Annotated in this window: 13 protein-coding genes; 6 read left to right on the plus strand and 7 right to left on the minus strand. The window is 50.6% G+C overall.

Annotated features, from left to right (window positions below):
- Positions 1–2: 2 nt before the first annotated feature.
- From purH to htpX, 4 genes are all read right to left on the minus strand, one after another.
- Positions 3–1,619, minus strand: coding sequence for a bifunctional phosphoribosylaminoimidazolecarboxamide formyltransferase/IMP cyclohydrolase (gene purH / locus BMZ51_RS05805; RefSeq protein WP_068004735.1), 1,617 nt, complete (start codon positions 1,617–1,619; stop codon positions 3–5).
- A 167-nt stretch (positions 1,620–1,786) separates the two neighbouring features.
- A complete protein-coding gene (locus BMZ51_RS05810; RefSeq protein WP_068004734.1) occupies positions 1,787–3,502 on the minus strand; it encodes a heparinase II/III family protein in 1,716 nt (571 codons plus the stop codon).
- A 115-nt stretch (positions 3,503–3,617) separates the two neighbouring features.
- Entirely contained in the window at positions 3,618–5,066 is a 1,449-nt protein-coding gene (gene rsmB / locus BMZ51_RS05815) for a 16S rRNA (cytosine(967)-C(5))-methyltransferase RsmB (RefSeq protein ID WP_074881862.1), read from the minus strand.
- 302 nt (positions 5,067–5,368) lie between these two features.
- Positions 5,369–6,379 carry a zinc metalloprotease HtpX gene (gene htpX / locus BMZ51_RS05820; RefSeq protein WP_068004733.1) on the minus strand — a complete coding sequence of 337 codons (1,011 nt, stop codon included), beginning with the start codon at positions 6,377–6,379 and terminating at the stop codon, positions 5,369–5,371.
- A gap of 373 nt (positions 6,380–6,752) precedes the next feature.
- Here htpX and BMZ51_RS05825 point away from each other — a divergent pair, with 373 nt between their 5' ends.
- Entirely contained in the window at positions 6,753–7,016 is a 264-nt protein-coding gene (locus BMZ51_RS05825) for a DUF1674 domain-containing protein (RefSeq protein ID WP_068004732.1), read from the plus strand.
- Between the two features lie 3 nt (positions 7,017–7,019).
- On the opposite strand, the gene BMZ51_RS05830 is transcribed toward BMZ51_RS05825, so the two are convergent.
- Entirely contained in the window at positions 7,020–8,024 is a 1,005-nt protein-coding gene (locus tag BMZ51_RS05830; RefSeq protein WP_068004731.1) for a CorA family divalent cation transporter, read from the minus strand.
- A 202-nt stretch (positions 8,025–8,226) separates the two neighbouring features.
- Here BMZ51_RS05830 and BMZ51_RS05835 point away from each other — a divergent pair, with 202 nt between their 5' ends.
- From BMZ51_RS05835 to BMZ51_RS05850, 4 genes are all read left to right on the plus strand, one after another.
- Complete coding sequence (locus BMZ51_RS05835; protein ID WP_068004730.1) at positions 8,227–9,423, plus strand: aminotransferase class I/II-fold pyridoxal phosphate-dependent enzyme; 1,197 nt, start codon at positions 8,227–8,229, stop codon at positions 9,421–9,423.
- Positions 9,424–9,427: 4 nt separating this feature from the next.
- Positions 9,428–12,334: a DNA translocase FtsK gene (locus BMZ51_RS05840; protein WP_068004729.1), complete on the plus strand. Its 2,907-nt coding sequence runs from the start codon at positions 9,428–9,430 to the stop codon at positions 12,332–12,334.
- Between the two features lie 199 nt (positions 12,335–12,533).
- Complete coding sequence (locus tag BMZ51_RS05845) at positions 12,534–13,223, plus strand: outer-membrane lipoprotein carrier protein LolA (protein WP_068004728.1); 690 nt, start codon at positions 12,534–12,536, stop codon at positions 13,221–13,223.
- A gap of 96 nt (positions 13,224–13,319) precedes the next feature.
- Positions 13,320–14,381 carry a cyanophycin synthetase gene (locus BMZ51_RS05850; protein ID WP_068004727.1) on the plus strand — a complete coding sequence of 354 codons (1,062 nt, stop codon included), beginning with the start codon at positions 13,320–13,322 and terminating at the stop codon, positions 14,379–14,381.
- A 30-nt stretch (positions 14,382–14,411) separates the two neighbouring features.
- Here the strand turns inward: BMZ51_RS05850 and BMZ51_RS05855 are convergent, their stop codons facing one another.
- Together BMZ51_RS05855 and BMZ51_RS05860 are read right to left on the minus strand one after the other, a co-directional pair.
- Positions 14,412–14,618, minus strand: a complete 207-nt coding sequence (locus tag BMZ51_RS05855) for a DUF1737 domain-containing protein (RefSeq protein ID WP_068004726.1) — start codon at positions 14,616–14,618, stop codon at positions 14,412–14,414.
- A 90-nt stretch (positions 14,619–14,708) separates the two neighbouring features.
- Positions 14,709–15,614, minus strand: a complete 906-nt coding sequence (locus BMZ51_RS05860) for an HpcH/HpaI aldolase/citrate lyase family protein (protein WP_068004725.1) — start codon at positions 15,612–15,614, stop codon at positions 14,709–14,711.
- A 382-nt stretch (positions 15,615–15,996) separates the two neighbouring features.
- Here BMZ51_RS05860 and BMZ51_RS05865 point away from each other — a divergent pair, with 382 nt between their 5' ends.
- Complete coding sequence (locus tag BMZ51_RS05865; protein WP_068004724.1) at positions 15,997–16,458, plus strand: GNAT family N-acetyltransferase; 462 nt, start codon at positions 15,997–15,999, stop codon at positions 16,456–16,458.
- Positions 16,459–16,467 lie beyond the last annotated feature (9 nt).

A 16,467-nucleotide genomic window follows, 5' to 3' on the forward strand; every position in this document is an offset into this window, starting at 1 on the left:
TCTTAGTGTCGGAAGTGGCGCATTCCTGTAAACACCATCGCCAACCCAGCTTCATCAGCTGCTTTGATCACTTCGTCATCGCGCATTGAACCGCCTGGCTGAATAACAGCCGTTGCACCAGCTTCAGCAGCTGACAAAAGACCATCAGCAAACGGGAAGAATGCATCGGAAGCAACAACGCAACCTTTGGTCAATGGCTCTGCCAATCCCGCAGCTTGCGCAGCATCTTCTGCCTTACGTGCAGCAATGCGGGCACTGTCAATACGGCTCATCTGGCCAGCACCAACACCAACCGTCGCACCGTCTTTCACGTAGACAATCGCGTTAGACTTTACATGCTTGCCAACACGGAATGCCATCTTCAGATCAGCCAGCTCCTGCTCGCTCGGAGCGCGCTTGGTCACAACCTTCAACTCAAGATCATCAACCACACCGTTATCGCGGTTCTGTACCAGCATACCGCCAGAAACAGTCTTCACGAACAAACCTTCAGCACGCGGATCGGAAAGACCACCAGTCAAAAGCAAGCGGAGATTTTTCTTCTTGGCAACCAGCTCAATCGCCTCAGGGCTTGCATCAGGGGCAATGATCACCTCAGTGAAAATCTTGGTGATCTCCCGTGCAGCGTCAGCGTCCAAAGTACCATTCAGGGCAACAATGCCACCAAAGGCAGAAACAGGATCGCACGCCAGAGCCTTCTCGTAGGCTTCCTTCAGCGTTGGCGCTTCAGCAACACCGCAAGGGTTCGCATGCTTGATAATCGCAACGGCAGCTGTACGAGCTGGATCAAACTCAGAAACAAGCTCAAATGCTGCATCAGTATCATTGATGTTGTTGTAAGAAAGCTGCTTGCCCTGCACCTGCTGCGCAGTCGCCACACCCGGACGCTTTTCGCCCGTAACGTAGAAACCAGCTGCCTGATGCGGGTTCTCGCCGTAGCGCATCACTTCGCTCAATTGCCCACCAACTGCACGGTAGTCCGGAGCACTTTCGCCGATCTGGGCAGCCATCCAATTGGAGACCGCAGCATCATATGCAGCGACACGCGCAAATGCTTTTTGTGCCAGTTTCTTGCGCAATGCGATTGGAGAACGCCCACCATGGGCGTCCATTGCCGCAATCACTTCCTCGTAATCGGAAGGATCAACAACGGCAGTGACATAGGCATGGTTTTTTGCCGCTGCACGGGTCATAGCAGGACCACCAATGTCGATGTTCTCAACACCGTTTGCATAATCAGCACCGGAAGCAACAGTCTCTTCAAACGGGTACAGATTCACACACAGCAGATCGATACCAGTGATACCGTGCTCGTTCATAGCAGCAACATGCTCAGCATCATCGCGGATACTCAACAAACCACCGTGGACCATCGGATGAAGCGTTTTCACACGGCCATCCATAATTTCAGGGAAACCAGTCACCTCAGAAATATCTTTGACTGTGAGGCCCGCCTCCGCAATGGTTTTGCGAGTGCCGCCGGTTGAGACAAGCTCAACTCCACGCTCAGAAAGAGCTCGAGCAAATTCTACAAGACCAGTTTTATCGGAGACAGAAAGAAGCGCACGCTTAACCGATACGAGTTCAGGTATCGGAACGCCTTTGGAGACAACGGCCATAGTTAAAAGCCTTATTCTCTACATGAGGAAATGAACGGGGTTTGACGCCCGCCAGATAACACTTATTCACAGCTGTGGGAACCCATTTAATGTGTCTGCAAAGCCGTTTGTAAGGTAACCTTTAGGAGCAGTTGATAGCTTATTAAGACGCTTACAGATAGCTGACGTCAGGTGTTCCGCCGAACTTTACCAGAAGCTGTCTTACGCAACATCCAGGTTACACTTTGGCTCTCTTTAACAGCAAGCGTGATTACGATTTGCTGTGTCTGCTGATGACCGAAGACATCAGAAAGGTAAATCGATTCTTCGACCGAGAACGCAAGTCCTTCAGCCGTAAATTCCCACGCCTCGCCATCAGCGCATTGCAAAACAGCAGCATCGCCCATCGGCAACATCGAGCATGTTACACGTGGGTGGAGGTGGAAACGGACCGTAACCTTCTCCTCCTGCTCTTTATCCTCATTAGGCTTAAACCGATCAATACCATCAAGCACCGTACCATCACGCGAGAGGGTTAGATCACGTTCATGTACAATGCCGTAGCGTTCAACATAACCATCGTGGCTAGCGATAACCCGATCGGACAGCTCAGTATCCTGGCGCTCAGCCGTCACATTTTTGGGACCAGACAGAACTGGATTTCCTAGCACATTTTCAAAACGTGAGGACGTCAAGAAGCGACAGGAGGACGTATCTCCAATTCCTGCTGTTGAATGAGCAGCTGTAGAACGGGCTACGAGCTTCCATGCAACTTGTCCACGAGTGGAAACGCCACAGTTCACGAAGATGCGGTTGCGTTTGGAAGAAAACTCAAAAGAAAGGCACCCGGCATGCGTGGTGTTGGAAAAGCGCGTAGGAGGTGGAGTACCCACATCCATCACAACCAGACTATCGCCGCCAATAAGACGCTGATAGCCGGAGTGAGGTGCGCTCACAGGCGGCGTGCCACGAGCATCATCATAGGCCAGGATCGTTGCAACCACATCGCCCGGTGTTGATGCCATGCCATTAAAGTGCACAAAGGAGCCATCGCCATGCCGGAAGAAGCGGATCATAGGCATCATCCGGTCAATGGACTCCATCATAACAGGCGACACTGTTTGTCCCTGCATAATGAGCGCTTGCCGGATCGGTAGCAGGTCAACCAGAATTTCGATGATAGCACCCGGATGTCGGGAAATATGCCCACCATCAGGAAGGATCTGGCGTTTAAGCTCGTAATCGAGCTTTTTCAACGCTTGCTTGATATGCCGCCCCTGCCCGTCCATCGACACCGTCGCACAAGCATTTGCCATAGCAACAATCAAACGCGGCAACCCATCCGGAGCTCTATTCATAGTGCGACGTAAAAACCGCACTTGCTTATAAAGCGACCGCATGAACGCTCGATAAAACTCCGCCTCACACCCAGTAAGCAACAAGGGAGACTGAGCCATCCAACTCAAGACACGTCGAGCAACGACTTCCTGATTCCAACCGATACTGTGCCAACGACCGCAGGTTTTAATCCAGTCTTCGACAAGAGCGCGTGCATTCTGCTGCGCCATGTTGGTTTCGGCTGCACGCAGATGGCGGAGCCAAGAAAACCCATGCAGCGCCCTCGCCCACTCTAGGTTTGGCGGCTCGATATCAAAGGGGGACTGTCCACCGACCTCAACCAAATGCCCAGCAAAAAGGAATCGGCCAGCATAAATATCAGCTGCGTTCGTGGCGTCTGCAGTACGCAGGTCCTGGGGAGCAATAAGCAGACGTGACGGAGCGCTCCCAAACGAGACCAGGCGGAAAAATGATCCACCACGTGCCCAGTTCAAGCCGTTTTCAGCCGTATTTTGTGTCAAAAGGCTAAGGATTCTAAGCCTTTCGGACACCGTTGCGCCCGTCATACCTCTGGCTCACTCCACTAATAAAACTTAATGAATGGTTTGCGCCCAAGCTCTTTAAATCTCGTTAACCATTCCCAATTAGCGCAAATCCTTAATGACATTCCACCATCTCTTTTTAAGAGAGGCGTAATCGGGCAGCAAAAAAGCCATCCAATCCACCGGATGTTTCACCAGAGGATTCGTTATGGCCAGGCATCGCGCGAAAGTCCCCTTGCAAGTTAATCGCTGCTGAAACACCGCCCAGCTCATCAGCAGTCACAGGGACACGCTGAAACTCAGGGTGTTCGAGCAATAAGCGCTGAACCTGAAGCTCACCCTCTTCTTGCTCAAGAGAACAGGTGCAATAAACGAGCGTTCCGCCCGGTTTCAGCCAACCCAGCGCCTTCTCGAGCAATTCGTATTGCAGGTCTGCAAGCTTGAGAACATCATCCTCTCGCTTCAGCCAAGCAACGTCTGGATGACGGCGTATCGTTCCTGTCGCAGAACACGGGGCATCCAACAAAATGGCGTCGAACAAATCCACAGGAACGAATTCGCGCAGATCTGCAACCTCAGTTTCAGCTTCCAACCCAACGCGTTTCAGATTCTGAGTTAGGCGTTGCAAACGACGTGCAGAAATATCAACAGCCGTTACATCCGCACCAGCAGCGGCAAGCTGCATGGTTTTACCGCCAGGTGCTGCACATAAATCAGCAACCGATTTACCAGCGATATCTCCCAGCAACCGGGCTGGAACCGCAGCGGCGGCATCCTGCACCCACCATTTGCCGTCATCAAAACCAGCGAGTTTTTCAATCGGTCCATCTGGCTGCAAGCGCACAGAGTAGCCCAGTTGAACATCACCACCGAGTTCTTTGGCCCACTCATCGCGATCTGCAGGTACGCTCAAATCCAAATACGGCTCTTGCATATGGGCAGAGGACATCGCACGAGCGGCCTCCTCGCCATAAACCTCGCACCACCGCGCGAACATCCACTCAGGTGCATTCAATTTTGCTGCATCCTGCCCATCAATAATCGCGGCTCCCTCGCGTGTTGCGCGACGCAGAACAGCATTGACAAGGTTCTTGTATGGCTTTGCCCGTGCATCTCGCCCAGCTAATGTTACAGCCAGCGAAACAGCCGCATGGTCGGGTACTGACATAAAGAACAGCTGCGCCATAGAAACATGGAGAATATCCAAGACTCGTCCGGTTTTCTCAGGGATCGGACGATCAAGGAAACGATCGATCACATCTTGAATCTGTCCGCGACGACGCAAAGCGGTCCCAATAATAGCACGCACAAGCGCTCGGTCATTTGGCTCAAGGCGCTTGTAACCAGGGTGACCATTGTTCAGATCAAGCTCGCCATCAAGAGGCATGCGCTTGGTCAGCACCTTACCAAGCAGATCAGTTGCTGCTTTGCGCGCTGCGTATCCCGGGTCCTTAAAGGTACCCTCAGGGTTTTCGCTTTCAGGCGTTCTATCATTTTCCGTTGAATTAGTCGGCCCTGCAGAACGTTGTCTCCCCCTGAACTTGGAGTTTTGGTTCTGAGAAGATGTAGTTTTACGCTCTGCGCTCATTGTTAATCCATGTATTCCAGAAAGTGTCGCCAGATCGTGGGCGCCAGCAATTTCGTTTATGATGCATTCATGCTTAAAAGATCAGGATGCATCCTGATCTGCTTTTTCCAGTTGCACTGGAAGTTTTGGCAGATTACTGCCAGTTGTAACCACAAGGTAACTGTTAAATCCTGCTCGGCTAACCACAGAACCCTTAATATTGCAAAGACATTTTGGGAAGCAAGAAAAGTTATTCAGGTAAACACGGCACAATCAACAAAGTAAATGTAAGGCCGTTCTACCAATTGCGAATTACCTTGCATTTACCCCCAAGGCCCTCTGGGTTTTCTCTGCTTATCACGCCTTGTCCGATCGCTTCCGCTAGGACGTCGTGAAGCGCCCCATGGGCCACTAGGGCGACGTGTGTCATCTCTCGGCGCTTGCGTGTCACGAACACCAAAATGGTCATTACCGGAGTTGCGCGTTTCAGAAAAACCTCCAGCTGCTGCCATTTCACGAAGCGCTGAAATTCGGTTATCGGTATTAGGGTGTGTTGAGAACAGGTTATCCATGTTCTGACCGGAAAGTGGGTTGATAATAAACATATGTGCTGTTGCGGGGTTATGTTCTGCATCTTCATTCACAACCCGCGCTGCGCCACCTGCAATCTTATGCAGAGCTGAAGCAAGCCACAACGGATTACCACAAATTTGCGCGCCCATACGGTCAGCTGCATATTCGCGTGTTCTTGAAATCGCCATTTGAACCAACGCGGCTGCCATTGGTGCAAGGATCATCATCAAAATAGTTCCAAGAAATCCTAGCGGATTATTACGGCTCCCACCGAAGAAGAATGCAAAATTCGCCAGCATTGAAATTGCGCCTGCAATCGTCGCTGTGATGGTCATAATCAATGTGTCGCGGTTTTTCACGTGCGCTAACTCGTGCGCCATAACGCCAGCAACTTCTTCTTTTGACAGGGTATCTAAGAGGCCCGTCGTCGCTGCAACAGCGGCATTTTCAGGATTACGACCCGTCGCAAATGCATTCGGTTGCGGATTATTGATCACGTAGACCTTAGGCATCGGCAATTCTGCTCGCGCTGCCATGGCACGTACCATGCCATAGAGCTCAGGGGCCTGACGCTCATCAACTTCCTGGGCATGGTGCATAGCCAGAACCATGCGGTCCGACTTCCAGTAGGAGAAGATATTCATGCCGCCTGCGATCAGAAGCGCAATCAGCATACCTGCCTGCCCGCCGATCATGAAGCCAATGCCCATAAACAAAGCGGTCATCGCCGCAAGCAGCATGCCGGTCCGTACATAGTTCATTGTCTAAGTGCTCCAATCTGTCTTATTGAGCTTAATCCCGCTGTTTGGTTTCCCCCAAAGGCAAAGACTCTTCTCAAATAAAAGTGTTAGCGTAGAGCTCATTTGCGCAGTTTGATGCAACACGCTCTACCAACCAAAATCTCGTTTTCAACCACTCTAAATGCGCTCGGCATATTGCAAAACACCTACGCTCAAGCCTATATCGAGTGTGTATTCGCGAGAAGTTCACACCGAATGTTTGGTCAAGAATACGCGATGATACAAAAATCTACGCAATCATTGTGAAACTACCGCTACCTGCTTAAGTGGTAGCTCCAAATGGCAAACGCAAGCTTACCCAAATGATAAGCTGTATCAGCCAACGGGGAATAAAATGGATACAGAGAAAAAGTCTGCCGTCGAGAGTTTCAAGGCGCAAGAGGTCGACACTTCAGAGCAAGTCGATGAAAAGCCAAAGAAACGCAACTTTGAAGACCTACCGCCAGCAGCACAGCGCGCTTTGCAAGAAGCAGAAGCGCGGCGCGCCAGTATTGATGCGAACCAAAAGACAATGCCCAAAGAGCTCGATGGCCGTGGCGGTCTAGATCCCGCGCGCTACAATGATTGGGAAGTTAAGGGCATCACCAGTGATTTCTGAGCGCTAGAAAATTTTAAACCAGCGCACAATAACAAACAGTACAAGTCCGATGAGAACCAAAAAGCCTGAAACGACAGTAAAGGCGACAGGGTCATTACTACCTGGAATGCCGCCCACATTGATACCCAGCAAACCGGTTATGAAACTCAGCGGAAGAAAAACAACAGCAATCGCTGCCATGATCAACATATAGCGATTGGTCGCTTCTGAGCGCTTAAAGACAATTTGGTCGTGAATAATTTCTGCCCGCTCACGTATAGCGCTCATCTCTTCAGCGATTCGAAGTGCGCGGTCCCCTGCCTCACGCACCCGGCGTTTGTTGATACGATCAATCCATTTAAAGTTTTCGATTTCAAAATTCTTCAAGGCGTCAAGAAAGGCAAGCATACTTCGTCTCACAATCGTCGCCAATCGACGCACATGAGCCAATTCGCTCTCCCACGGATGATCACCCGTTTTCAGAACCACATCCTCCAGGTGGTCAATCCGGTCCTGCAAAACCTCCGCAATGCTTTCTGCGCGTTCAGCGATCGCAAGCACCAGTCGCGCCCACAACTCAGCTGTACTTTCTGGAGGAAGGCGTTTGTTGAAGCTCTCGATCAGGCTTTGAAAAGCATCAAGGGGACCATCCCAGACACAAACCATTTTGCTTTCATCCACCCAGACATGGGCAAACTCCATGTCCCCACTTTCCTGTTTTGGCAACTCGTTGAAGGCATTAACTGCCACAAAGGCACCTGAAGATCTGATATGGCAATGTGGCCGTACATCTTTGGCAAGGAGTTCATCAATATCGCTGTGCTCAAGTTCAAGTTCTTCCAAAAACTCGCGATTTTGCGCAGCACTGCGTTGAAGATAAGCCAAATAGAATTCACCTTTTTCCAGTTCATAGTCACGTAATTGGTCAAGCGTAAACCGACGCATGCCTTTCAACTTGGAAAAGACGACAACAAACGAAGAATCCAGATGAATACGGTCTGCCACGATTTTATTTGTGGTTTGCGCCATTTCGACAAATCCCGGCCTAAGTTCAGTCCTAACTCAGCGGCTCTATCAAAACTCACACTTCTAAAAAATCAGATGACAAACCCTAGAAGAAACACTTATTCAGCTTAGCGCACACTAAATTGGTTAACAGCCAATTTACCAAAAAACATTAGAGTTTTGGTGTCCTGTGCAATTGTTGTAAATCATTCCTGCGAGAATTCTTGTGTCCACGAAAGAAGTTGAAAAAAAATCTAATGGAGGAAACCCGTTTCAGCGACTGAACCAGCAACTCGCTGACATCGCACCGGGTCTTGATCCAATCATCATGACAATTGGTGAACCGCGCCATGAGCCGCCAAGCTACGTCGTTGAGGTTCTTGAAGAAAACAAGGATGGGTTCCGCAAGTATCCAGCTATTCGTGGGACAGATGAATTTCGCGCCGCCATTGGAAAATGGCTCACGAACCGCTTTAACCTGTCTGAGGACTTAGACCCGGACAAGAGCATAATTCCGCTCAACGGTTCTCGCGAAGGTCTCGTGTTCGGTTGTATTTGTGCACGCGACTATTTGCAAAAAGACAGCAAGCCCGCTGTTATTTTGCCAAATCCGTTTTATCATTCCTATGGCGCAGGTGCCCATATTGCGGGCGCAGACGAAATTTTACTGCCCGAACCAGCAGATGGGGTTCTGCCTGATCTCGACGCTATTGACCCTTCTCTGCTCGACCGCACTGTCGCCTTTTACTTTGCTTCCCCAGCCAACCCGCAGGGCACTGTCGCGCCAATGGAATATTGGCAAAAGCTGATCAAACTAGCTCGCAAGCACAATTTCATGCTCTTTGCGGATGAGTGCTATTCTGAGATTTATCGCCAAACCCCGCCAACAGGCATTCTTGAAGCAGCTCAATCCATTGATGGAACGCTCAAAAATGTCGTAACCTTCAACTCATTGTCCAAACGCTCTAACCTGCCGGGCGCGCGTTGCGGTTTTGCTGCTGGGGACCCGGATTTCATCCAGTTCTTTGCAAATTTCCGCAACCTTGCTGCGCCGCAGGTTCCAATGCCCATTCAGGCACTGGCCGTGCGTGCTTTTGGTGATGAAGAGCATGTGATTGAAAATAGACGCTTGTACAACGAAAAGTACGATGCTGCGGAAGAAATGCTCTCGCCTTTGTTTGGGCCAGTGCGCAAGGATGGTGGATTTTTCCTCTGGCTTGATGTTTCCCGTTGGGGTTCTAGCACTCTGGTTGCCGAGAAGCTCTGGCGTGAAGTCGGTGTGAAAGCCCTTCCCGGCTCTTACATTGCCTCTGATATGCCGGACGGATCAAACCCCGGTGAAAATTACATTCGCCTCGCCCTCGTAGGAACCTTGGAAAGCAGCAAGGAATCCTTCCGAAGAATTTTGGACTCTCTGGAGTAATAGAATGCGTCAGGCTGCTGCAATGCAACGACCAAAAGCAAACTCTGTTTCACTTGCTGATACAGAGAGCCCACTTAAACGCTTTATCAAAAGCAACATAATCGTCATTGGAGGCGCTGCAATCCTCGTCCTCGGTGTCTGTATCGCGGCAGCCCTTGCAACATGGTCAACCGACGACCCGAGCTTCAATCATGCCACTAATGCAGAAATCCACAATGCCCTGGGGCAAACCGGTGCCGTTGTCGCTGACCTTTTGATGCAGACAATCGGTCTGGCAACAGCCGTTTTCCTCGTACCAATCTTCATCTGGGGTTGGCGCTTATCGCTCAAATATACATCCGGTATCACCCGCAAACGGTTCCTGACATGGTTTTTGGGAACAACATTGTTTGCAGGCGGGTTGGCCGCCATTCCAGTGCCTGCAAGTTGGCCACTTCCAACAGGGCTAGGTGGCTTCCTCGGTGACTGGATTTTCTCCATACCCTCCGCAATCTTGCCGGAGATTTCAACCGGCATCAGAACGCTCACAGGTGCTGTCGGCCTAGGCTTACCCGCAACTATTCTTCTGGCTTATGCAGCAGGACTGATCGGCAAAGAAGGCTCTGCTGCGGAAGCCATTCAGGATGACGCTGTTGAAGATGAGTACACCCCTCACGAAGCGCTCCCGTTCTCAGAAGATTCAGAGGACGACTACGAAAGTGAGAACAACCGGTATTACGCGATCATTGGAGCGTTAAGTCACTGGAAACTCATGGCAAGCAGTGCCATCCAGCGCACATTGTTCAAGCGTAAATTGGTTACCGAGCAAAACTGGCAGGAAGAAGAATACGCACCGGTTCCGGCTCAAGATGGTCAGGACCAACAGCACCCTCAAAACGACTACGAAGAAGACCAGTACGACGCTGAGCAACCGCAACAGTGGGATGATCAGGAAGCCTACGAGGAAGAGCCAGCTGAAAAAGGCGGCCTTATTTCTCGTCTAAGGCGCAAAGTTGCTGCACGGCTTATGCCAGATGAAGATGATGGACTCGGTGAGTACTACCAAGGGAAAGCTCCGGAAGATCACAACGATGTGCAATTCAATTCACATTCCGACGATCCTAACTTCCCATCACAGCAGGAACGCTACCCAGAAGAAGAATGGGAAGCAGGTACTGATGCCGTGCAACCAGCCTACGAAGATCGGGGTTATGATGAGGAAGAGTTTTTCGAGGACAACGACCTCCAAAACGATGCTCATCTAGGCCCTCCACTTGGTCCAATTGGTATCGCCAGCCCGGAGGAAGCAGCAGCTAAGATGGCAGCGGCCCCTCCTCAACAGGCAGCTCGCCCAGCTCCAGGCCGCTCAGTTCCTCGTCCATTTGCGCAGGAAAAGAAATCCACTGCGATCATCAAGCAAGCCCCATTTGAACTTCCATCAATCGAGCTTCTCTCTGAACCGCAGCAGGATGGCAAACAACGACTGAGCAAAGACGCCCTAGAGCAAAACGCCCGCATTTTGGAAGGCGTTTTGGGTGACTTCGGCGTCCGTGGTGAAGTCATCGCAGTACGGCCTGGTCCTGTCGTGACGCTATATGAGTTGGAGCCAGCTCCGGGCATTAAGTCTTCGCGAGTAATCGGCCTTGCTGATGATATCGCGCGCTCCATGAGCGCAATCTCAGCACGTGTAGCTGTTATTCCGGGCAAAAACGCTATTGGTATCGAACTACCTAATGCCAAACGCGAGACAGTTTACCTGCGTGAACTTCTTGATTCTGCTGACTTTGACGGGTCCAAAGCCAAGCTGGCTATGGCTCTAGGAAAAACCATTAATGGTGAAGCCGTCGTTGCCGATCTGGCACGAATGCCTCACCTGCTTGTGGCAGGTACAACAGGTTCTGGTAAATCCGTTTCTGTTAACACCATGATCCTTTCCCTGCTCTACCGGCTCACGCCTGAGCAGTGCAAGTTGATCATGATCGATCCTAAAATGCTGGAACTATCTATTTATGATGGAATTCCGCACCTTCTCACTCCCGTTGTGACCGATCCGAACAAAGCAGTTGTTGCTTTGAAGTGGACGGTTCGCGAGATGGAGGATCGCTACAAGAAGATGTCCAAAATGGGTGTCCGTAATATTGACGGCTACAACACCCGTATCGGGCAAGCGATGAAAAAAGGCGAACGGTTTACCCGCACGGTTCAAACCGGCTTTGACAAAAACACTGGCGAGCCGATCTTCGAAGAAGAAGAGCTGCCAATGGAAGAAATGCCATATATCGTTGTAATCGTCGACGAAATGGCAGACCTGATGATGGTTGCAGGCAAAGACATTGAGGGCGCAATCCAGCGTCTGGCTCAGATGGCTCGTGCTGCTGGTATTCACCTTATCATGGCAACGCAGCGCCCATCTGTAGACGTCATCACCGGCACCATTAAGGCGAACTTCCCAACGCGTATTTCGTTCCAGGTCACCTCAAAAATTGACAGTCGCACGATCCTTGGAGAAATGGGCGCAGAGCAGCTGCTTGGAATGGGTGATATGCTGTATATGGCAGCTGGTGGCAAAACCCAACGCGTGCACGGACCTTTCGTCGCTGATGACGAAGTTGAGGATATCGTGAACCACCTCAAAGAACAGGGCTCGCCTACCTACCTCTCCGATGTCACCGAAGAAAGCGAAGCAGCTGGTGGTTATGATGCTTTGACACAAGGCTCTGGAAACGCAACCAACGACCTGTTCGATCAGGCAGTCGCAATCGTCGCCAGAGACCGCAAAGCCTCGACTTCTTACATTCAGCGACGCCTCTCCATTGGCTATAACCGCGCTGCATCATTGATCGAACGAATGGAACAGGAAGGTATGATTAGCCCATCAAACCACGCAGGCAAGCGCGAAATCCTGCTTCCAGAAAGTGATGAGCAGTTTTAGGGCACTCTGAAAACGCTAAGTTACGCCCTCTGGCGCTATCAAATATTCAATGAGAATTTGGGGTACATGCCCCATCTTCGCCTTATGGTAACGATAGCGTCGCAAAATAAGGATTGAGAGATCACTGAGGGCGTGATTTAGAGAAGAGTTAATCAACTCGCTTTACGGTTGATCAAGTTTTGACAGCGGAGTTTTATTTATGATTGCATTTCAAGCGATCTTTTTTCGTAGGATTGGCAAGAGCCTCGCACTTGCAGCGGCACTTTGCATAGGGTCAGCACCACTAACTGCGGAAAACTCCGTCGCTCAACCGACAGAAAAACCGCAACAGGTTGCGCTGTCAAACGTTCAGGCCATCGACTCTGTAAGCCGATACTTCAACTCTGTGCGTAACATGCATGGCAAGTTCGTTCAGTTTGGCCCAACTGGAGGGCGCGTTGAGGGACAATTCTTCATCAGCCGTCCAGGTAAAGTGCGTTTCTATTACAAAAAACCATCCACGTTGGACATTATCTCCGATGGTAAAATGGTTTCAGTGAAGGATCGCAAGCTTCAAACGCAGGACATCTGGCCGCTATCTCAAACCCCTCTGCGCTTCTTGCTCTCCGACAAAATTGACTTGAGAAAAGACACAAACGTCAGCAATGTGGTTGTCGAGCCAGACCTCATCACAATTACCATTGATGATAAAACCCGCTTCACGTCTGGCCGTCTGACGCTGATCTTCGACGCTAGAAATTTTAAACTGAAGCAATGGACTGTCCGCGACGCACAAGGCTACGATACCTCTGTTGCGATTTACGATGTGGTTGAAAATGGCAAGACCAACCCAGATCTATTTAAGATCGACTACATCGCGAACGCTCGACAAAAGCGCGGCAACAAATAAGCTTGCCTGCATCCGTTGGGCGACGCTTTAAGACGAAATATACTGTAAGAGAGAGGAGTGCTTCGGCGCTCCTTTTTTATGATCTAGAGACCTGAAATGCTTTTTGCACCTGTTTCACCCGACCAGCCGAACCTTCCACTGGCCCCTCGCTTACTTGCCCAACTGTGCCAGAAGAAGAAAGTGAAGCTCGCGCTGGACAGCGAGTTCTTCTATTTCGGCTACATCGAAACAGCCAAAGGCATCCGCTTTCCCATCAAGGGCGGTGCGTTTGCGTTAAACAGCTATGCTGCTGGTGAAGCTGCAAGAGACAAAGAGTTTTGTGGTCGCCTGCTGCATGATGCTGGCCTCCCTACTCCGCAATTCCAGCTCATTCACTCAGACAGAGCAATCAGGCAGCTCAGCACAGCCAGCCCTCACGTTGCTGACAGGCTCAACTCACTTGCCAAAGCACAGTCCCTAGCAGAGCAGTTCGGTTACCCACTCTTCATCAAACCAAATGAGGGAACGCAGGGCATTGACGTGCATAAAATCAACACCCCTGCGGCGCTGCAAGAGCACCTCGCACAAGCGTTAGAGCACCATGAACGCATGCTTATTCAACAAGCTGTCACGGGCAACGATTACAGAGTGATTGTGTTGGATGGGAAAGTTCTGGCAGCGATAGAACGCCAACCTCTTTCAATTCAGGGAAATGGCTCTGACACAATTTTGAGGCTACTTGCTGAAAAACTGCAAATGCTGACAACACGCAGCGGCGGACACAAAATAGAACGGGGCGATCCACGCCTCCTAAAAGCCATTCAAGACGCCGGATACCAGCTTAATTCCATAGTGCCCAACGGCCAAATACTGCCACTTCTTTCCAACGCAAACCTCTCAACGGGCGGTACAGCAATTGATGTTACAGACCATGCCTCGCCCCACTTTAAAGACCTTGCCATTAAAGCAGCACAGGCCTGCGGCTTACAATACGCAGGCGTGGACATTCTATGTGAAGATTTATCGCTAAATGAAGGGGCAGCAAATGTCTTGGAGCTCAATGCAGGGCCGGGCCTGACGAACTTCTGGCAAGCCTCACCTGATCATCATGACCGCATTCGGGCCATCTATGAGGGCGTGCTGGACGCGATACTCAGTACCAAGCAACCGTCCTGGTGAAATGGCGGGAATGCTCCCGCCATCGAGTTCTTACCAAGCACCAAGCTTAGTCTCTGGCGTGTACGTCTCACCATCAACATGCTTAACCACAGCCTGACCACACATGGTAACGCCTTTGGTTGCATCGTAAGTCATGGTTGGAGAACCCTGAAGTTCCCAGCCCTTATTCAAAGCTTCAGTCACACGGTGACAAAACTTAGCAGAATCCGGTTCAGTGATGAGGCGGTAAAGGCGCATTGCTTCTTCCTTGGTTATTCGTTGAGTTGGCGGAAACTATCAGCCAAACACGAAATAGGCTAGAGCCAGACCACCTGTTCGCGATCACAATTATGCGTTGGCGTCTCGTGTAATTGCCTCAGCAACAGCGACTGTTTTCTTGCCAATCTCTGCATGCAAACGCTCTACCATCTTGCCTTCGACCTGAACTGCGCCTTTTCCGGCATTTTCAGGCAGCTCAAAAGCAGCAATCATCTTCTTGGCCCACTCAACCTCTGCTTCACTTGGAGAAAACGCTGTGTTGCAAGGTTGTAGCTGCTTTGGATGAATAAGCGTTTTGCCATTCATACCCATCTCAGCGCCCTGATCACACTCCGCGGTAAAACCTTCCAGATCAGAGAAGTTATTGTACACACCGTCCAAAATATCAGCACCACCAACACGGGCGAGCGCGAGGAAGGTCATGAGCCATGGCATCAACACAGCACGGCCCGGTAAGATTTGCGCACCGCTTTCCTTGCTCAAGTCATTCGTGCCCACAATAAAGACATCCAAGCGATTGTCCGGGTCCTGTGCTGCCTCTGCGATTTCAGAGGCGTTCAAGATTGCCCCTGGCGTTTCCAGCATCGCCCAGATGCGAACATCATCAGGCGTGCCCTGCTGGGCCATGTAGTTCGCTACTGATTTAATATCGGCAAGGCTCTCAACTTTAGGCAAAAGAACCGCGTTTGGTTTCGCAGCAACCGCTGCTTTCAAGTCATCATTCCCCCAGGGGGTCTTCAATCCATTGATGCGGATGACAAGTTCCCGGTGCCCGTACCCACCATTTGCAACAGCCTCACAAACCTGTTCGCGCGCCATCTCTTTTGCATCTGGTGCAACAGCGTCCTCAAGGTCTAAAAGCAAGACATCCACATCCAGCCCTTTGGCCTTTTCCAATGCCCGCGCATTTGAACCGGGCATATAAAGCGCACTCCGGCGCGGTCTGATGGTGAAAACTTGCTCTGAGCTAGACATGACGCTTCCTGTTGCATTGCAAAACAAGAGGAGTTTAGAGCGCCCTATTCTGCTTAACTACCCACCATTCGAGCTAATTTCCTAATTTGATTGCCCAAACAGTAAGCCTTTGGCTGCAGTAACCGCAAACAAGAAGAATAAATGCCCTCCTTGCAGAAACCTCACTTTGATTTAAGCGCTCGAGCAACAAGAACACGAAGGGAATAGAGGCTCATTTCCCATGATCAAATGAGGATCGCGACAATACAACGCGGAAAGAAATCCCATTGGCTAAACCTCCCACACAATTCGATGTTCCATCAGACTATCGTCCCTTGATTTTGGAAGATTTTTGGGGTCACTTTATAATTCAAAATCTAACGACGGAACGGGAAGAGGTAGAATGGCTGATCTTTCTTATAGAGCCTTGAATCCTGCTGATGCGCCAAACTTGGCCCCTCTCATTGCGCAGAACGCGCAGGCTCTGAAGCGTGGGGCGCCACGCCGCCCTGACGAAGTTTTCGCCGAGCGCTTGATTGACGACAAATCAATCGAACTTATTGGCGCATTTGAAGCCGAAACTCTGGTTGGCTTCGCCGCTTTCTTCGATATTCCAGACCTGGTTTCGGGCCTGAGAATTGGCCAGCTGGACGATATCTACGTCGTTCCAGAGCAGCGCCATAAAGGCATTGGCCGCACACTGGTGGAAGAGCTCTCTAAAATTGGCCAGGACCGTGACTGGGTTCACGTCCGTTGGTTGGTGCCAAACAAAAACAAAGTCGATAACAGCTTGTTTGAGAACCTGGCAGAACCAGGCGATAAAGACAGTCTCATCGTGCCGATTGACCGCCTGGCACTTGCATAAAGTTCAGTC

This window comes from Pseudovibrio axinellae (assembly GCF_900110875.1).
GTDB classification, from domain to species: Bacteria; Pseudomonadota; Alphaproteobacteria; order Rhizobiales; family Stappiaceae; genus Pseudovibrio; species Pseudovibrio axinellae.